General features: G+C 74.1%; 15 protein-coding genes. 9 read left to right on the forward strand and 6 right to left on the reverse strand.

The window, feature by feature from the left end; all coding sequences use genetic code 11:
- Positions 1–19: 19 nt before the first annotated feature.
- Complete coding sequence (locus Ani05nite_RS24600) at positions 20–1,027, reverse strand: LacI family DNA-binding transcriptional regulator (RefSeq protein WP_203771899.1); 1,008 nt, start codon at positions 1,025–1,027, stop codon at positions 20–22.
- Positions 1,028–1,151: 124 nt separating this feature from the next.
- Here Ani05nite_RS24600 and Ani05nite_RS24605 point away from each other — a divergent pair, with 124 nt between their 5' ends.
- Positions 1,152–3,167 carry a neutral/alkaline ceramidase gene (locus Ani05nite_RS24605; protein WP_203771901.1) on the forward strand — a complete coding sequence of 672 codons (2,016 nt, stop codon included), beginning with the start codon at positions 1,152–1,154 and terminating at the stop codon, positions 3,165–3,167.
- A gap of 114 nt (positions 3,168–3,281) precedes the next feature.
- A complete protein-coding gene (locus Ani05nite_RS24610) occupies positions 3,282–5,078 on the forward strand; it encodes a LamG-like jellyroll fold domain-containing protein (RefSeq protein WP_239130580.1) in 1,797 nt (598 codons plus the stop codon).
- 111 nt (positions 5,079–5,189) lie between these two features.
- Here Ani05nite_RS24610 and Ani05nite_RS24615 read toward each other — a convergent pair whose 3' ends face one another.
- From Ani05nite_RS24615 to Ani05nite_RS41375, 3 genes are all read right to left on the reverse strand, one after another.
- Positions 5,190–6,869, reverse strand: coding sequence for a glycoside hydrolase family 99 protein (locus tag Ani05nite_RS24615; protein WP_203771906.1), 1,680 nt, complete (start codon positions 6,867–6,869; stop codon positions 5,190–5,192).
- A gap of 198 nt (positions 6,870–7,067) precedes the next feature.
- Positions 7,068–7,712 (reverse strand): efflux MFS transporter permease, encoded by a 645-nt coding sequence (locus tag Ani05nite_RS41370; protein ID WP_239130582.1) that lies wholly within the window; start codon positions 7,710–7,712, stop codon positions 7,068–7,070.
- Between the two features lie 54 nt (positions 7,713–7,766).
- Positions 7,767–8,216 (reverse strand): MFS transporter, encoded by a 450-nt coding sequence (locus Ani05nite_RS41375; protein ID WP_239130583.1) that lies wholly within the window; start codon positions 8,214–8,216, stop codon positions 7,767–7,769.
- A 35-nt stretch (positions 8,217–8,251) separates the two neighbouring features.
- Between Ani05nite_RS41375 and Ani05nite_RS24625 the strand changes: the two genes are divergently transcribed.
- A complete protein-coding gene (locus Ani05nite_RS24625) occupies positions 8,252–8,554 on the forward strand; it encodes a hypothetical protein (RefSeq protein WP_203771908.1) in 303 nt (100 codons plus the stop codon).
- On the opposite strand, the gene folP is transcribed toward Ani05nite_RS24625, so the two are convergent.
- On the reverse strand, positions 8,551–9,348 hold the full coding sequence (folP, locus tag Ani05nite_RS24630) for a dihydropteroate synthase (RefSeq protein WP_203772063.1): 798 nt from the start codon (positions 9,346–9,348) through the stop codon (positions 8,551–8,553). The two genes, Ani05nite_RS24625 and folP, sit on opposite strands and share 4 nt — an antisense overlap.
- A 281-nt stretch (positions 9,349–9,629) precedes the next feature.
- On the opposite strand from folP, the gene Ani05nite_RS24635 reads away from it, so the two are divergent.
- Positions 9,630–11,216 (forward strand): ABC transporter transmembrane domain-containing protein, encoded by a 1,587-nt coding sequence (locus Ani05nite_RS24635; RefSeq protein ID WP_203772065.1) that lies wholly within the window; start codon positions 9,630–9,632, stop codon positions 11,214–11,216.
- Positions 11,213–12,946, forward strand: a complete 1,734-nt coding sequence (locus Ani05nite_RS24640) for an ABC transporter ATP-binding protein (protein ID WP_239130586.1) — start codon at positions 11,213–11,215, stop codon at positions 12,944–12,946. The genes Ani05nite_RS24635 and Ani05nite_RS24640 overlap by 4 nt, the downstream gene beginning before the upstream one ends.
- On the opposite strand, the gene Ani05nite_RS24645 is transcribed toward Ani05nite_RS24640, so the two are convergent.
- Positions 12,923–14,071 (reverse strand): FAD-dependent oxidoreductase, encoded by a 1,149-nt coding sequence (locus tag Ani05nite_RS24645; protein WP_203771910.1) that lies wholly within the window; start codon positions 14,069–14,071, stop codon positions 12,923–12,925. The genes Ani05nite_RS24640 and Ani05nite_RS24645 overlap by 24 nt on opposite strands.
- Before the next feature lie 82 nt (positions 14,072–14,153).
- Between Ani05nite_RS24645 and Ani05nite_RS24650 the strand changes: the two genes are divergently transcribed.
- The 4 genes from Ani05nite_RS24650 to Ani05nite_RS24665 all read left to right on the forward strand — a co-directional run bounded on the left by Ani05nite_RS24650 (position 14,154) and on the right by Ani05nite_RS24665 (position 17,479).
- Entirely contained in the window at positions 14,154–14,801 is a 648-nt protein-coding gene (locus Ani05nite_RS24650; protein WP_203771912.1) for a TetR/AcrR family transcriptional regulator, read from the forward strand.
- Positions 14,802–15,546: 745 nt separating this feature from the next.
- Positions 15,547–16,407, forward strand: coding sequence for a hypothetical protein (locus Ani05nite_RS24655; RefSeq protein ID WP_203771914.1), 861 nt, complete (start codon positions 15,547–15,549; stop codon positions 16,405–16,407).
- Positions 16,404–16,832 carry a phage holin family protein gene (locus tag Ani05nite_RS24660; RefSeq protein ID WP_203771916.1) on the forward strand — a complete coding sequence of 143 codons (429 nt, stop codon included), beginning with the start codon at positions 16,404–16,406 and terminating at the stop codon, positions 16,830–16,832. The genes Ani05nite_RS24655 and Ani05nite_RS24660 overlap by 4 nt, the downstream gene beginning before the upstream one ends.
- Positions 16,808–17,479, forward strand: coding sequence for a DUF3618 domain-containing protein (locus Ani05nite_RS24665; RefSeq protein ID WP_203771919.1), 672 nt, complete (start codon positions 16,808–16,810; stop codon positions 17,477–17,479). Before Ani05nite_RS24660 ends, Ani05nite_RS24665 begins: the two co-directional genes overlap by 25 nt.
- Positions 17,480–17,497 lie beyond the last annotated feature (18 nt).

A 17,497-nucleotide genomic window follows, 5' to 3' on the forward strand; every position in this document is an offset into this window, starting at 1 on the left:
ACCCCACCCTAATGTCCGCTCAGCCGCGGGGCGGGCGGGTGCTGTCCCGGACGATCAGCTCGGTGGCGAGCTCGATGCGGGGCGCCTGGATCTCCTCGCCCCGGGCCAGCCGCAGGATCGTCCGGGCGGCCAGCCCGCCCATCTCGGCCAGCGGTTGCCGCACGGTGGTCAGCGGCGGCGAGGCCCAGCGGGCCTCCGGCAGGTCGTCGAAGCCGACCACGCTGAGATCGTCCGGGACCCGCAGGCCGCGCTGCCGGGCCGCCTCGTGCACGCCCAGCGCCATCGTGTCGCTGGAGGCGAAGATCGCCGTCGGCGGATCGTCCATCGCGAGCAGCGAGGCCCCGCCGGCGAAGCCGGAGTCGTAGAGGAAGTCGCCCTGGCGGATCAGGCTCTCGTCCGGGGTGAGCCCGGCGGCCTCCAGCCCGGCCCGGTAGCCGTCGAGCCGGGCCCGGCTGCACAGCAGGTTCTTCGGGCCCGCGATGAAGCCGACCCGGCGGTGGCCCAGCTGCACCAGGTGCTGGGTCGCCGACAGCCCGCCGGCCCAGTTGGTCGCGCCGATGGTCGGCACGTCGACTATCGCCCCGCCGGCCGGGTCGATCACCACGACGGCGATGTTGAGCCGCTGGAGCTCCGCGTGCACCGGCGTGCTGACGTCGGATGTCACGAAGATCACGCCGTCGGAGGCGCGGGCGTAGAGATTTTGCAGCCACTGGCGGGTCGCGGTGCTGCGGCGGTGCACCGCCGAGACCACGGTGCCGACCCCGGAGCTGTGCATGACGTCCTCGACGCCGCGGATCAGCTCGACCGCCCAGGGGCTGTCCAGGTCGTTGAAGACCAGGTCGACCAGGGCGGCCTTGCCGGCCTGCTGGCGCGAGGCGCGGCGGCGGTAGCCGTGCTGTTTGAGCAGGTTCTCGACGGTCTCGCGGGTCTGCGGCGACACGTCGGCGCGCCCGTTGAGAACCCGGGAGACCGTGGGTACCGAGACCCCGGCCTCGCGGGCGATCGCGGCGATGGTCACGCGGGCCACTGGCGTCTCCTCGGAAGTTTCGGATGCAGTTTTCGGAAGTATTCCACATGCCTCGCCGGGAAAACATGAAAGGTATTAACATCTGTCGATATCGATCGCCCTCGGTGTCCTCCCGGAGGTGCCCATGCCCCGTCTCCTGGCCCCCCTCGCCGCCCTTCTCCTGCTGCTGCTCCCCGCCCCGCCCGCCGCTTCCGCGGCCGCCGCCGCCCCCGCCGGATACCAGGTCGGAGCCGGCATCGCCGACATCACCGCCGGCGTCGCCGAGGTCGGCATGCTCGGTTACGCCGACCCCGCCCAGACCACCGCGGGCCTCGCCTCGCGGCTCTGGTCCCGGGCCTTCGTCGTCGCCGACGGCGCCGGCGGGCGCGTCGCGTTCGTCAGCGCCGAGATCGACTTCGTCACCACGGCCGTGCAGGTCGAGGTGCTCCAGCGCCTCCGGGCCCGGTACGGCGCCACCTACACCGACCAGAACGTGGTGCTGACCGCCACCCACACCCACTCCGGGCCGGGCGGCTTCGACGATCACATCCTCTACAACCTCACCACGCTCGGCTTCGAGGCCCCCGTCTTCGAGGCGATCGTGGCCGGCATCGTCCGCTCGATCGACGCGGCGCACGCCGACCTGGCCCCCGGCGCCGTGAAGATCGCCGAGGGCACCCTGACCGGCGCCAACGTCAACCGCTCGATCGAGCCGTTCAACGCCAACCCGGCCGCCGACCGGGCCCGGTTCCCCGGCGCGGTGGACACCCGGATGACCGTGCTGCGCTTCGAGCAGGCCGGGCGCCCGATCGGGCTGCTCGACTTCTTCGCCACCCACGGCACCTCGATGACCCAGCACAACCACCTGATCAGCGCCGACAACAAGGGTTACGCGGCGCACGTGATCGAGGAGGAGGTCCAGGGCGTCGACTGGGCCCACCGCGGCGACTTCGTGGCGGCGTTCGCCCAGACCAACGCCGGGGACATGTCGCCCAACCTGCGCGGCGGCGGCGCCCAGGGCCCGACCGACGACGAGTTCGCCAACACCCGGATCATCGGCCGGCTCCAGGCCGACAAGGCGCGGCAGCTCTTCGACGGCGCCACCGAGGTGCTGTCCGGGCCGATCGTGGCCCGCGGGCGCTACGTCGACTTCTCCGCCGTGCCGGTGGCCGGCGCCTACACGCCCGACGGCCAGGCGCACCGCACCTGCCCGGGGGCGCTCGGGCAGAACTTCACCGCCGGGGCCGAGGACGGACCCGGCCCGGACATCGTCGACGAGGGCGACCTGAACACCAACCCGCTGCTGCTGGTGGCCGGCATCGTCGTCAACCCCACCCCGGCCGCGGTCCGGGCCTGCCAGGCGCCCAAGGACGTGTTCCTCGGCACCGGCAGCCAGAACCCGCCCTGGACGCCGCAGGTCATGCCGCTGCAGGTGCTGCGGATCGGCCAGCTCGCCCTCACCACCGCCCCCGGCGAGTTCACCATCGTCGCCGGCCAGCGGGTCCGTGACGCGGTCGACGCGCAGCTGGCCGGCGTGACGACCCACCAGATCCTGGCCGGCTACGCCAACGCGTACGCCGGCTACGTGGCCACCCCCGAGGAGTACGACCTGCAGCACTACGAGGGCGCGGCGACCCACTTCGGCCGCTACACCCAGTCGGCGTACGCGCAGGAGCTGGCGAAGCTGGCCGCGGCGGTGCGTGACGGGCAGGCCACGCCCAGCGCCGTGCAACCGCCCTCGCTCACCCGGAACAGGATCAGCGTGCGGCCCGGCGTCGTGCTGGACAGCCCGCCGCTGGGCAAGTCCTTCGGCAGCGTGGTGACCCAGCCGGCGGCCGCGTACCCGCGCGGCGCCGAGGTGCGGGCCGACTTCGTGACCGGGCACCCGAACAACGACGTGCGCGACGAGGGCACGTACGTCGAGGTGCAGCGGCAGGTGGGCAGCGCCTGGGAGACGGTGGCCACCGACTCGCAGTGGCAGACGCTGTACCGGTGGAAGCGGGAGTACCTGGGCGTGTCCACGGCCCAGATCACCTGGACCGTGCCGGCCGGCGCGGCGCCGGGCACGTACCGGATCGTGCACCACGGCGACGCCAAGGGACTGACCGGGACGATCAGGCCGTTCACCGGGACCAGCCGGTCGTTCACGGTCACCCCTTAGCGGTCGTACCCGCCGGTGGTGTGACCCGGACGACGGAACGGCGCTCGCGTCCTCGAGGCGCGAGCGCCGTTAGTCAACGTTGTGCGTAATAACCGAAATAGCCTGAAATCCGCAGTGCGCCGGCTGGCTCTCGTCGGCGTCTCCACCGTCGTCGTCGCCGTGGGCGGCGCCGCCCTCGCGGAGGTCGTGTCGGGCCGGCCGTCGCCGTCGCCGTCGTTCAACGGCCCGGTGTACGCGATCGCCCACCGCGGCGAGGTCGTCTACGTGGGCGGCAACTTCACCGGCGCCCTCGTGGCCGGCAAGATCGTCGCCCGCCAGCGGCTGGCCGCGTACAACGCGTCGACCGGCGCCCTGCTCGACTGGAACCCGGGCGCCGACGCCACCGTGCGCGCCCTCGCCGTCGCCGGCGCCACCGTCTTCGCCGCCGGCGACTTCGGCCACGTCGCCGGGGCGACCCGCGACGCGGTCGCCGGCGTCGACGCCACCACCGGCCGGCCGACCGCCCTCAAGCACACCGTCCTCGGCCAGCCCAACGCCCTCGCGGCCGGCAACGGCCGGCTCTACCTGGCCGGCCGGCTCACCGCGGTCGACGGCACCCCGCGGGCCAACCTGGCGGCGTTCTCGCTGACCACCGGCGCGCTCGACGCCTGGGCGCCGACCACCGACGACACGGTCAACGCGCTGGCCGTCAACGGCGCCCGGGTCTACCTGGGCGGCCGCTTCCACAAGACCAACGGGGTCAGCTCGACGCTGCGGCTCACCGCGGTCGACGGCGTCACCGCGGCGCTGGACAAGAGCTTCCTGCCCAAGCCCGTCTCCCAGGTCTTCGCCCTGGCCACCGACGCCAACGGCGTGTACGCCGCGCTCGGCGGCCAGGGCGGCCGGGCCATCGCCTACACGTTCGCCGGCGCGGCCCGCTGGACCCGGGTCTTCGACGGCGACGCGCAGGCGATCGCCACCCTCGACGGCACCACCTACGTCGGCGGGCACTTCGACAACGCGTGCACGACGACCAACAACGGCATCCAGGGTCTGTGCACCGACGGCTCCGTACCCCGGGTCAAGCTCGCCGCGGTCGACGGCGCGGGCAACCTGACCGGGTGGGCGCCGCAGGCCAACGGCGTGGTCGGGGTCCGCACCATGGCCGCGAACCCGGCGCTGGGCCTGCTCGGTGTCGGCGGCGACTTCACCACGATCGCCGGCACCGCGCAGAAGCGGTACGCCGCGTTCGGCGCCCCCGCCACCGCCCAGCGGGTGCCGCCGGCCCCGCCGTCGCCGTACGTGGCGTCGTACAACTTCGACTCCACCGTGGCCGACGGCACCTTCGACGACGGCTCCGGCAACGGCCACCTGCTCCGGACGCTGGCGGTCAACGGCGGCGCGATCACCAGGGTGGCGCACGGCGCCGGCCAGGGCGTCACGTTCCCGCCGAAGTGCGCCGGCACCGACTGCCCCCGGGTGGTCCTGCAGGCCGCCGACGGGGCCGACCTCAACCCGGCGGCCCGCAACCTGCGGTTCGGCGCGGCGGTGCGGCTGTCCCCGGCCGAGACCTCGACCGGCGAGAACGTCATGCAGAAGGGCTACTCCACCGTCGGCGGCCAGTACAAGCTGCAGGTCGACGGCGTCTCCGGCAAGCCCAGCTGCGTGCTCAGCGACAAGACCGACCCGGCCATCCACGTGGCCAAGACCCCGACCTCGATCTCCGACGGCTCGTGGCACACCCTGGAGTGCCGGCGCGCCGGCACCGCCCTCACCATCGTGGTCGACGGCCGGGCGGGCGGCAGCGTGACGGTGCCGGCGACCCTCGAGGTGGTCACGTCGCAGCCGCTGAGTCTGGGCGGCAAGGGCACGGGCGTCAACAACGACCAGTTCCACGGCAGCCTGGACGACGTCTGGATCGCCATCGGCTGACCACGGGCCCGCCGCACCCCACGCGGGGTGCGGCGGGGCCGTGGCCTACGGGCGCGGTGTCACGGCGACCGCGGGCCCCTGCGGCTGGGGATGGAAGCCGCAGGGACCGGGTCAGCCGGCGGCGTACACCTCCAGGGACGAGGCCTGGCCGGCCGGCCAGCCCGTGTTGGCCGTGACGGTGACGCGGACGTACCGGACGGTCGCGGTCGGGAAGGTCACGCTCACCTGGTTGCCGGTGGCCGGGTCGAAGGTGCGGCCGGTCGCGGCGGACAGCGTGGTGAACGAGCCGCCGTCCGCGCTGCCCTGCACGGCCAGCGTCTGCGTGCGCGCCTCCCAGCCGGGCGGCAGCCGGAGCACCACGCGGGCCACCGGGGTCGCCGGGCCGAGGTCCACCTGCACCCACTGCGGGAACGCGTGGTTCGCGCTCTCCCAGTAGGAGCCCGGGTTCCCGTCGACGACGTTGGCCGAGCCGTACCCCTGGGTCTGGCTGCTCTGCGCGGTCGGCCGGCCCGCGGCCAGGTCCCGGTTCGGGTCCGGGCCGGGGACGCCGCCGCCGGGGACCGGTGGCGTCGGGCGGGTCGCGGTCAGGGCGAGCTGGCCCGTGAGCATCCGGCCGCCGTCCGCGGTGATCCGCAGGTAGTAGTCCGGTGAGCAGGCGGTGCCGTCCTCGTCGAGGGCGCGGATGCCCGAGCCGGCCGGCACCCGGGCCGCCGTCGGCGCGGTCTTGGCGATCTGGTTGCCCTCGTTGAACTCGTCGAACATGGACACGTACAGGCCCTGGGAGCCGAGCCGGATCATGTTGTAGAGGCTGCGCCAGTAGTAGTCGCCGTGCCGGCGGTGGCCGGCCGACAGGTCGCCGGGCAGCACGCAGGGCTGGTAGTCGATGCCGTGGGCCTGGCAGTCGGCGTAGTCGCCGACGTTGACGTTCGCGTAGTACGAGTCGAGGTCCGCGGGGGTCGCGGCCCGGCCCACCATCCACGGCGAGATCATGTGGAACGCGTGGTAGACGTCGAGGAAGCCCGGCCGGGAGTCGTTGATGCCCTGGCGCCACCAGGTCGGCACGCCGCCGATGACGTAGCAGCCCTGCGCCTTGAACCAGGTGATCACGTCCAGGCAGGGGCCGGGGGCGAACGGGCGGGCGGGGTCGTCGAAGCCGAAGCCCCAGATGCAGACGACCGGCCGGCCGTTCTGCCGCGCGTACGCCGGGGACGCGGTGTGCGCGGCCATCTTCGCCAGCCAGTCGTTCTTGATCTCCTGCTGCATGGCGGTCCAGCCGGTCACGTCGTACATGATGGAGAACTTGCGGCCGGTCGCCTCGGCCGCGGCGCGCACCTTGACCGTCATGGCGTCGCGGGTCGGCCCCTCGTCGCCGGTCGGGTTGAAGCGCTGCAGCGCGGCCGTGTCGATGCCGTGCTCGCGCATCCAGCGGAAATGCGTGTCGACGGTCTGCTGGTCGTAGGAGGAGAACAGCCGGGCGGGCTGCCCGTCGCCGAGGTTCGGGTACGCGGTGGGGTAGCCGTGGTCGAAGTCGGTGAGGTCCGGCCAGGACACGATCGTGGTGTTGGCGGGCGACGGCGGCTGGAAGCGGTCGCGGCTCCAGTGCCACCAGCCGCCGATCGGGGCGCCGTCGCCGGGGCAGGCGAACCAGCCCTGGTACCCGACGGTGATCTTGCCGACGACGTCGCCGGGCGGGGAGGCGGCGCGGGCCGGGCGGCCGAACAGGCCCGGGGCGGCGGCCGCGGCGGAGCCGGCGGCCACCGCGGACAACACGGTACGGCGGGAGGCGGGCACGGGGATGCTCCGATCCGATCCGCCTCGGGGAGTGGGGGTGGGGTGGCGGATCGACGGTCATCGTGACAGCGCAGGACACAGTCCCGCAATAGTTGAACCGAATCCTGAAATATTTGGGGATCAAGACGCAAGATTGCGTTTCCCCGTTCGGGGCGGCGTGGTGGGCCGCGCCACCCCAAGGCGTCGTACCGCCAGGGCTCAGTCCCGGGGCGCGCCGGGCCGGCGCGGCAGCCACAGGGCGACGACCCCGCCGGCCGCGACGATGCAGGCCCCGACGACGACCGCCGGGACCAGGCCGTCGACGAACGCCTGCCGGCTGGTGTAGTCGCCGGTGGAGCTGAAGATCGAGGCCAGCACCGCGATGTCCACCGCCACCCCCAGCTCCCGGACGGTGTTGTTGGCGCCCGGGGCGACGCCGCGCTCGCGGGCGGTGACGCTGGCCAGGGCCATGGTGCTGATCGGCGCGAAGGTCAGGCCCATGCCCACGCCGGCCAGCACGAAGGCGAGCACCAGGTCGCCGTAGCGCACCTCGGTCGTGGTGGCCAGGGCGATCCACAGGATGCCCGCGTCCAGCGGGCTCAGGCCCTGCACCACCTGGAAGAACGGGGCCAGCAGGAAGACCGCGCCGAAGGTGCCGGCCGAGAAGGCCAGCGTGACGACGTTGACCAGGCTGAAGCCGCGCGACCGGAACAGCGACAGGGGCAGCATCGGCGCGCGGTTGCGGCGCTGCCAGGCGATGAACGCGGTGAGCAGCACGGCCCCGCCGGCCAGCATGGACAGCACCCGGGCCGAGGCCCAGCCGTGGTCCGGGCCGTCCACCACGCCCCACACCAGCAGCAGCATGCCGGCCGCGGAGAGCAGCAGACCCAGCGGGTCGAACCGGACCGCGCCGCCGCGCTACTCGGGCAGCACGGTCGCGGCCAGCACCACGGCCAGCACGCCCACCGGGACGTTGAGCCAGAAGATCCACGACCAGTCGAGGCCCTCGACCACCGCGCCGCCGACCACCGGGCCGACCGCGACGCCGAGGCCGCTGATCCCGCCCCAGATGCCGACCGCCGCGCTGCGCAGCCGGTCGGGGACCGCCTGCGCGAGCAGGGTGAGCGAGAGCGGCGCGACGGCGGCGCCGCCGATGCCCTGCCCGGCGCGCGACGCGGTGAGCAGGAAGGCGGCGAACGGCAGCGTGTACGCGTTCACGAACCACTGCAGGTCGGTCACCGTGGCGCCGAGGTCGGCCCGGATCACCGGCAGGGCCGTGGTGACCACGAGGTTGTCCAGCGTGACCATGAAGACCGGGATGCCGACGGCAACCAGCACCGCGGCGAGGGGGATCGGGCTCTTCGGCACCCACCCTGGAGGGCCTGGGCGTCGCCTACGACGACATGCCGGCCGAGCGCGAGCTGATCACCGTCCTGCTGCACGCCTTCGCCGCCGGGGCCGACCCGGCCCTCGGGCCCACGGTGCGCGAGTGCTTCGGCCGGATCTACCGCACCGTGCGGGAGCTGACCGGCGCGGGCGAGGAGGAGGCGCGCGCCTTCCTGGCGATGGGCATGCTGCTCACGGTCCTCGGCGCGATGCAGATCATCGGCCCCGACGCGGTGCCGCACGAGCCCTGGATGACCGAGCTGATCGGCGGGGTGGGCCTGAAGAAGGGCTGGGTCGCGCCGGGCGGGCCGACGCCCTAGATGTTGTGCCGGGTGAAGGCCGGAGCGCGCAGGCCCAGCATCGCCTCGGTCATCCGGACCGCGTCCACCGCCGCGCGCACGTCGTGCACCCGTACGATGCGGGCGCCCTGGGTCACGCAGAAGACCACCGCCGCGACCGTGCCGACCAGGCGTTCCCGCTGCGGCCGGTCCAGCGTCTCGCCGATGAAGTCCTTGTTGCTCAGCGCCGCCAGCGTCGGGTAGCCGATCGCGGTGATCTCGCTGAGCCTCCGGGTCAGCTCCAGCGAGTGGTACGTGTTCTTGTTCAGGTCGTGGCCGGGATCGATGATGATCTGCTCCGGCCGCACGCCCCGGGACAGCGCCAGCGCCACCCGCTCGCGCAGGAAGCCGCCCACCTCGGCGACCACGTCGTCGTACCGCGGGCTGGGGTGCAGGGTGCGCGGTGCGGCCAGGCTGTGGGTGATCACCAGGGCGGCGTCCGTGCCGGCCACGGCGTCGGCCATCGCCGGGTCGCGCAGGCCCGACGTGTCGTTGATGACGCCCGCGCCCGCCGCGATGACCTCGCGCGCCACCTCCGGCCGGTACGTGTCGACCGACACCACCGCCAGCCCGCGCGCCGCCTCGACGACCGGCAGCACCCGGTCCAGCTCCTCGGCCGCGCTGACCTCCGGCCCGGGCGCGAACGGCACCCCGCCGATGTCGATCCAGTCCGCCCCCGCGTCCGCCGCCGCCCGCACCGCCGCGGTCGCCTTCTCCAGCGCGAAGGTCCGGCCCCGGTCGTGGAACGAGTCGGGGGTGCGGTTGACGATCGCCATCACCGTGACCCGGCGCGAGAAGTCGTGCGCGCGCCCCCCGATGACGTGGTCGGCGCTGATCAGCGGGGGTGCGAAGGCGGTCACGCCCGGAGACTAACCCGGCATCCGGGGTCCCCGGAATTCGGGCTCCCGCCGATGATCCATGCTGCTCTAAGGTGCAAGGCGTGACGGAAGCGGGACACGCGGTTGCCGACGTGCGGGGCCCGCTGCCGTACCTGTGGTGGCTGGTGCGCCGCCAGAAGCTGCGGGTCGCCGCCGGGGCGGTGCTCGGGTCGCTGTGGATGGTCGGGCTGACGCTGCCGCCGTACCTGCTCTCCCAGGCCATCGACCAGGGCCTGCGCGGACGCGACCGGTCCGCGCTGGCCGGCTGGGTGGCCGCGCTGTTCGTGGTCGGCGCGGTCAACGCGCTGCTGGCCATCCTGCGGCACCGGACCATGACGAAGATCCGGCTCGACGGCGGTTTCCGCACCGTGCGCGCGGTCATCGCGCACGCGACCCGGCTCGGCGCGGGGCTGCCGCGGCGTATCGGCGCCGGCGAGATCGTCACCATCGGCATCGCCGACGTGTGGGTCCTGGCCCAGGCCCTCACGGTGACCGGGCCCGGGCTCGGCGCCGTCGTGGCCTACGTCGTGGTGGCCATGCTGCTGCTGGAGATCTCGCCGCTGCTGGCCGTCGTGGTGCTGGCCGGGGTGCCGGTGCTCGCGCTGGTGGTCGGGCCGATGCTGAGCCGGCTGCAGCGCGCCGGCGCCCGCTACCGCGACCACCAGGGCGCGCTCGCCGACCGGCTCGTCGACATCGTGGGCGGCCTGCGGATCCTCAACGGCCTGGGCGGCAAGGACGCCTACGCCCGCCGCTACCGCCGCGACTCGCGGCGGGTGGCCGAGGAGGGCTACCGGGTCGGCGCGGTGACCAGCTGGATCCAGGCGCTGGGCGGGGGCCTGCCGGGGCTGTTCCTGGCCGTGGTGATCTGGCTGGCCGCGCGGATGGCGGCCCGGGGCGAGATCACGGTCGGCGAGCTGGTCGCGGTCTGGGGGTACGCGGCGGTGCTGGTCGTGCCGGTCGCGTTCTTCATCGAGGGCGGCTTCGACCTCAGCCGGGCCCTGGTCGCCGGCCGCCGCGTGGTGGACTTCCTGCGCCTGCCGGTCGAACCGACGCCGGGCGGGCGGGGGCCGGACGGCCCGGCGGCGCTGCGTGACCCCGAGTCCGGGGTGGTCGTGGTGCCCGGCCGGTTCACCGTGCTGGCCAGCGCCCGGCCCTCGGACGCCGCCGCCGTGGTGGACCGCCTCGGCCGGTACGGGCCGACCGCGGCGACGTGGGGCGGCCGGCGCGTGGAGGCGCTGGCGGTGCGCGACCGGATCCTGGTCGCCGACAACGAGGCGTACCTGTTCACCGGCGCCCTCGCCGACGTGGTCGCCGGCCGGACCGCCCTCGACGACGCGGCGGTGACCCGCGCGCTCACCGCCGCGGTCGCGGGGGACATCGTGGACGGCCTCAGCGACGGCACGGCCTCCGTCGTGGACACCCAGGGCCGCAACCTCTCCGGCGGCCAGCGCCAGCGCATCCGCCTCGCCCGCGCCCTCTACGCCGACCCGGAGGTCCTGCTGGCCGTCGAGCCGACCTCGGCGGTGGACGCCCACACCGAGGCGGCCATCGCGCAGCGCCTGCCGGCCGCCCGGGCCGGCCGGACCACCCTGGTCGCGACGACCTCCCCGGCGCTGCTGGACCGGGCCGACATCGTGCACTACCTGGTGGACGGCCGGCTGGCGGCCACCGGCACGCACCACGCCCTGCTCGAGACCGAGCCCGGCTACCGCGCGCTGGTCACCCGGGCGGCGGGGGAGGCGGCCACGCCCGAGGCCGTCCGGTGACCGCACTGCCGGTCGCCGGCAGCGCGCGCGTGCGCCGGGCCACGGCCGGGCTGATCCGCGCCGACCGGCGCGCGGTCGCGCTGATGGTGCTGCTCAACGCGCTGGCCGCGATCGCCGGGCTGGCCGGGCCGTGGCTGCTGGGCCGGATCGTCGACACCGTGACGGCCGGCCGCGCCTCGGTGCCGGACGTCGACCGGCTCGCCTTCGCCATCCTGCTGTGCACGGTCGCCCAGATCCTGCTGGCCCGCTCGGCGCTGGCGGTCGGCTACCGCTTCGGCGAGCGCACCGCGGCGCGGGTCCGCGAGCGGTTCGTCGACCGCGCCCTGGCGCTGCCCGCCGCCGTGGTGGAACGGGTCCCGACCGGCGACCTCGCCGCCCGGGGCACCGGGGACGTGAGCACGGTCGCCGTGACGCTGCGCGACGCCGTGCCCGAGGTGCTCATCGCCGCCGTGCAGGCGCTGTTCGTGCTGGTCGCCGTCTTCCTGCTGGACCCGTTGCTCGGCGTGGTGGCGCTGGCCGGGCTGGCCGCGATCCCGCCGGCCACCCGCTGGTACCTGCGCCGGGCCCGGACCGCCTACCTGGACGAGGGCGCGGCCGGCTCCGCGCTGGCCGACGAGCTCGCCTCCACGATCGCCGGCACCCGTACGGTCGAGGCGCTGGGCCTGCAGCAGCGCCGCCGGGCGGTGGGCGACGCCGCGATCGCCCGGGCCCGGCGCACCCGGCTGCGCACGCTGTTCCTGCGCAGCGTGCTGTTCCCCGCGGTCGACGTGTCGTACGTGGTGCCGGTGGTGGCCGTGCTGCTGGTCGGCGGCGCGCTCTACTTCGACGGGCTGCTCTCCCTGGGCGCGGTCGCGGCGTCCGCGCTCTACCTGCGCCAGCTCGCCGTGCCGCTGGACGCGATCCTGATCTGGCTGGAGCAGCTGCAGAGCAGCGGCGCCTCCTTCGCCCGGGTGGAGGGCCTCGCGGTGATCCCGCGCGCGGTGGTGACCGAGCGGCGAGCGCCGGCCGGCGACCGGATCGAGGCCCGCGGCGTCCGGTACGCCTACGACGGCGGCCGTGACGTGCTGCGGGGTGTCGACCTGACCGTGCGCCCGGGGGAGCGGCTGGCCCTGGTCGGCCCGTCCGGCGCGGGCAAGTCCACGCTGGGCCGGCTGCTCGCGGGGGTCGACCGGCCCCGGGCCGGGACGCTGACCGTCGGCGGGGTGGCGGTCGCCGAACTGCCGCCGAGCCTGCTGCGCCGCCAGGTCGTGCTGGTCACCCAGGAGCACCACGTGTTCCGCGACGCGATCCGCGACAACCTGACCCTGGCGGCGCCGGACGCGACCGACGACGACCTGCGCTCGGCGCTGGCCATCGTCGGCGCGGACTGGGCCCCGGAGTTGCCCGACGGGCTGGACACCCGGCTGGGCGGGGACGGCTTCGTCCTCGACGGCGCGCAGGCCCAGCAGCTCGCCCTGGCCCGGGTGGTGCTGGCCGATCCGCACACCGTGGTGCTGGACGAGGCGACGGCCCTGCTGGATCCGACCACCGCTCGGGATGCGGAACGGTCGCTGGCGGCGGTGCTGCACGACCGTACGGTGATCGCGATCGCGCACCGGTTGCAGACGGCGCACGACGCCGACCGGGTGGCGGTGATGGACGGGGGGCGGCTGGTGGAGCTGGGCACCCACGATGAGCTGGTCGCGGCGGACGGCACGTACGCGGCCCTATGGCGCACCTGGCACGGCTAGCAGCTGCCGGGCCATCCGCACCGAGCGTTCCACCGTGTCGAAGCCGCGCGGCAGCATGACCGCCTGGTAGGCGGCGACCGCCTCGGTGAGGGGCCGGCCGCCGCGCAGCAGTTCGCCGGAGAGCGTCGCCGCGTCCTGCAGCGCGGTGTTGGCCCCGACGCCGCCGGTCGGCGGCATGGTGTGGACGGCGTCGCCGAGCAGGGTGACCGGGCCGGCGGGCCAGGCCGCGACGCGTTCGGCGGCCCGGATCACGATCGGGAAGAACGAGCCCGGGTCGGCGTGCGCGAGCAGCCGCCGGACCGTCGGATGCCAGTCCGCGGTGGCGGTGACGGCGAGCTGCCACAGCGCCTCCGACGTCATGCCGAACAGGTCCTGGTCGGTCCGGCCGAGCCGGGCGGGGGTCGCGACCAGGGTGGTCATCAGGTAGTCGGGCGTGTCCCCGGGGCGGCTGCGGAAGCGGACCGGCGCGAATCCGGCGCCGTATCCGGTGTCGTCCGCGACCCAGCAGAAGCCGCGGTCGAAGTCCGCCGGCACTTCCGGGCCGGTCGTCGCGTCGAGGGGCATCCGCCCGTAGAGGCAGCGCAGGCCGAGGTCGCGCACGACGGCGTGGGGCAGCAGTTGCCGGCGCACCGCCGAGCCGACCCCGTCCGCGCCGACCAGGAGGTCGCCCTCGTCGCTGCCGCCCTCGGCGAACTCCACCCGGACCCGGCCGGCGCTCGTGACGCGGTAACCGGTCACCGTGCGTCCGAAGTGGACGACGTCGTCCAGGCCGGTGCGGAGCGCCCGGCGGAACGTGTCCCGGTCCACGTGGGTGATCTCGTCGCCGGCGATCCCGGGGAACACCTGGGCCGCCGTCCGTTCCAGCCGGTGGGTGTACGCGGCCACCAGGTCGCCGTTGACGGCGCTGGTGCGGCGCACCCGGTCGAGCGCCCGCGCCGGCAGGCAGGCGCGCAGCGCGGCGTTGCCGTCGGCGTCGATGTGCAGGCGATAGCCCTGGTTGCGGGTGTCCGGGGTCGGGTCCCGTTCGTAGACGGCGACATCGAGACCGCCGTGGCGGGCCGCCTGGGCGAGCGCGAGCCCGCCTATGCCGCCGCCGGCGATGAGGATCCGTGGTGAGCCGGGCATCGGTGCGCACCTCTCAATCGGATGAGTGGTCTTATCAAACAACTGGATAAATAGCAGTGTCAAGCGTCCGTATGATGAGGGCATGCCATCGTCATCGCCGCGCCGGTCGCCCGCGCCCGCCGAGCGGCAGCGCGACCCGGAGCGCACCCGCCGGCGGATCCTGGAGGCCGCGGCCGGCGAGTTCGGCGCGCACGGTTACGCCGGCGCCCGGGTCCGGGCGATCGCGGCGCGGGCCGGCGTCAACCAGCAGCTGGTCTCGTACTATTTCGGGGGCAAGGAGGGCCTGTTCCAGGCCATGTCCCGGCAGTGGGAGCAGCGGCGCGGCGAGCTGGCGCCGGCGGACACCCCGCTGTCCGAGCAGTTGCGCGCCTACGCGCTGGAGGCTGTGCGCAACCCGGAGGGCGTCCGCGTGTTCGCGTGGAGCGGACTGCAGTACACCGGCCCGGACGACGATCCCGACCGGGCGTCCCGGGCGCGGATGCTCGCCGGCAGCGCCGACGAGGTGCGCGCGCTCCAGGCGTCCGGCCGGCTCCCGGCCGAGGTCGACCCGGCCTGCCTGCTGGTCATGCTGATGGCCGCCACCATGGCGACCACCACGCTGCCGCACGTCGTCGAGAGCGTCTGCGGGGCCGACCCCCGTGACCCGGCGTTCGTCACGCACTTCGCCGATCAGGTGGCCGTCCTGGCCCGGCTGGTCGGTCTGGGGCCGGATCAGCGGCAGAGCGGGTAGCCCACGTCGCGGCCCGGCCGGGGGCGACGCGGCGGTCGAAGGGCCGGCGTCCGGGCCCGTGCGGCCGATGGAAACGCATGGTCCAGGGGAGCTGCGACCGTTGCCGCACATTCCACCGTCACGGTGCGCGATTCGGCCGGCAGCCGGCGCCATTCGTCATACGATATATCGACCGGCCGTGCGCAGTCCGGCGCCGAAGATCCGCACCCGCCAATCGGCCGAATCGATGATCGGCGTGCTGGTGTGGTGGCGCGCGAAGAAACGGTCGATCGGCACCGGAAAGCCCCGACCGCTCGGAGCGGACCCGGGCATCTCGGCGTCGGCGCCCCGCGCGGTGAACGGCTCCCGGGGCAGCGGCTCGACGATCGGCCCGGGTGCGCCCCCGCACCCCCGGCCGTGCCGCCGGCCGGCCCCGCGCCGAGCGCCGCGGTCAGTTCGAGCAGGTCGCGGCGGGAGTGGCCGGAGGCCCGCCCGGACCGCCGCCGGGCCGGGGGGCACCCGGTCGTCGGTCGACCCGTCCCGCCTGTCGTCCCTCACGGCGCTCCGCCGTCGCTATCTGCCTGAACATACCAAACCTATCGACCAAGTAGAGTAGACGAGCACAGTTGAGTACCCCAAGAAAACGGATCTATGCGGGAATAATTCCACTCATTGTCTGACGGCAATCATGCGTTAGTGGAAGCGCCGGGGGGTATTGGATACCGCGAAGCACCAAACGGACGAACGAACCACGATGGAGGCAGCAATGAGTGACCCGTCTGCGGGCGCCCGCGCGCCGGACAGCACCCCCCTCGCCGACGTGCCGGTCACCGAGACCTACGCGGCGACCACATATCCCGAGACCACCTACCCCGCCGAGACGTACCCCACGGCCGGGCAGGGCTCCTCGGGCGGCGACCAGTCCGCGGTCAAGCAGGCCGCCGGACAGAGCGCCCAGGCCGCCGGTCAAGCCGCCAGCGACGTCAAGGACACCGCCAAGCAGCAGGCCCAGCGGGTCGGCTCCGAGGCCAAGACCCAGGTACGCAACGTCGCGTCCGAGGTTCGCGGCAAGGTGACCGAGCAGGCCCGTACGCAGAACGACAAGCTGGTCGGCAGCATCCGCGAGATGGCCGACCACCTCGACGAGATGCGCAGCGACCGCGCCGACTCGCCCGCCACCCAGATCGTCTCGCGGGTCGCCGACAGCGGCCGGCAGCTCGCCGGCTACCTGGAGACCAACGGCCCCGAGGGCGTGCTGCGCGAGGTCCAGGACTTCGCCCGGCGCCGCCCCGGCGCGTTCCTGGCGTCCGCGCTGGCCGCCGGCTTCGTCGTGGCCCGGCTCGGCAAGGGCGTGGCCAAGGCCGACGAACTGCCGTCGGACACCTCGGCCAAGCCCGCCAGCGACTCGTTCGTGTCCCGCCCGGACAGCTACGACACCGGCTACACCAGCGGGACCACCGACTACACCACCGCGACGACCGGCTACACCGACCCGGTCGCCGGCACCACCGCCGGCTACCCGGCGGCGACGACCGAGTACGCCTCGACGGGCACCGGCACGCCGGTCGTGGTCGAGGAGGAGTACATCGCCGGGACCACGCGGGATTACCCGGGCGGCACCCGATGACGGCGCCCTACCCCACGGACCACTCGCGGGACCACGCCGAACAGGTCAGCGAGACCTCCGTCGGTGAACTGATCGGCAACATCAGCAACGACCTGTCGACGCTGTTCCGCCAGGAGGTGGAACTCGCCAAGGTCGAGCTGAAGCAGGAGGCGTCCAAGGCGGGCAAGGCCGCCGGGATGCTCGGCGCCGCCGGCTTCGCCGGCTACCTGGTCGTGATCCTGCTCAGCTTCGCCCTGGTGGCCGCGCTCAGCAACGTGATGGACCCGGGCTGGGCCGCGCTCATCGTGGCGGTCCTCTGGGGGATCGTCGGCGCGGTGCTCTACGCCAACGGCCGCAAGAAGCTCAAGACCGTGGACCCGACCCCGCGGCGCACCGTCGACACCCTCAAGGAGGACGCGCAATGGCTGAAGAACCCGACCGGTTGAGGCAGGACATCGAGGCGACGCGCGCCTCCATGACCCGCCACGTGGATCTGCTGGCGGAGAAGACCAGCCCGACCAAGGCCGCCCAGCGCCGCTGGACCGCCGTGAAGGAGAAGGTCATGGGTAGCTCGGAGCACGCCCGGCACTCGGCGGGTTACGCCGCCGGCACCGTGCAGGACAGGGCCTCGTCGGCCGCCGGCACCGTGCAGGACAAGGCCTCCTCGGCCCTGGGCACGGTGCAGGACAAGGCGTCGCAGCTGAGCGACGCGGCCGGCGACAAGGCGCACAGCGCCGCGGACGCGGTCCGCAGCGCGCCGCGGACGGTCGCCCAGCAGGCGCAGGGCAACCCCCTCGCCGCGGGCATCATCGCCTTCGGCGTGGGCATGCTCGCCGCCACGCTCATCCCCGTCACCGACGCGGAGAAGCGGGCCGGCCAGCAGCTCAAGGAGCACAGCGGCGACCTGACCGACAAGGTCAAGGACATCGCCTCGGAGATGAAGGACGACGTCTCGGGCACGGTGCAGCACGCCGTCGGCCAGGTCAAGGAGACCGCCGCCGACGCCGCGCAGACCACCAAGCAGCAGGCGCAGTCCTCGGCGCAGGACGCCAAGGAGCAGAGCAAGCAGGCGGTCAGCGACGCCCGGTCCTGACCGGCACGACCCGACGCC

Origin of the sequence: Actinoplanes nipponensis (genome assembly GCF_016862275.1) — a bacterium.
Taxonomy (GTDB): domain Bacteria; phylum Actinomycetota; class Actinomycetes; order Mycobacteriales; family Micromonosporaceae; genus Actinoplanes; species Actinoplanes nipponensis.

What these genes read in the sequence shown, in the direction of transcription:
- Ani05nite_RS24625 (WP_203771908.1), top strand. Translation starts at nt 8,252, where the DNA reads ATGCCGGCCGAGCGCGAGCTGATCACCGTCCTGCTGCACGCCTTCGCC.
- Ani05nite_RS24635 (WP_203772065.1), top strand. Translation starts at nt 9,630, where the DNA reads ATGGTCGGGCTGACGCTGCCGCCGTACCTGCTCTCCCAGGCCATCGAC.
- Ani05nite_RS24660 (WP_203771916.1), top strand. Translation starts at nt 16,404, where the DNA reads ATGACGGCGCCCTACCCCACGGACCACTCGCGGGACCACGCCGAACAG.
- Ani05nite_RS24665 (WP_203771919.1), top strand. Translation starts at nt 16,808, where the DNA reads ATGGCTGAAGAACCCGACCGGTTGAGGCAGGACATCGAGGCGACGCGC.
- folP (WP_203772063.1), bottom strand. Translation starts at nt 9,348, where the DNA reads ATGGCGATCGTCAACCGCACCCCCGACTCGTTCCACGACCGGGGCCGG.
- Ani05nite_RS24650 (WP_203771912.1), top strand. Translation starts at nt 14,154, where the DNA reads ATGCCATCGTCATCGCCGCGCCGGTCGCCCGCGCCCGCCGAGCGGCAG.
- Ani05nite_RS24655 (WP_203771914.1), top strand. Translation starts at nt 15,547, where the DNA reads ATGAGTGACCCGTCTGCGGGCGCCCGCGCGCCGGACAGCACCCCCCTC.
- Ani05nite_RS41370 (WP_239130582.1), bottom strand. Translation starts at nt 7,712, where the DNA reads ATGCTGCTGCTGGTGTGGGGCGTGGTGGACGGCCCGGACCACGGCTGG.
- Ani05nite_RS24645 (WP_203771910.1), bottom strand. Translation starts at nt 14,071, where the DNA reads ATGCCCGGCTCACCACGGATCCTCATCGCCGGCGGCGGCATAGGCGGG.
- Ani05nite_RS24605 (WP_203771901.1), top strand. Translation starts at nt 1,152, where the DNA reads ATGCCCCGTCTCCTGGCCCCCCTCGCCGCCCTTCTCCTGCTGCTGCTC.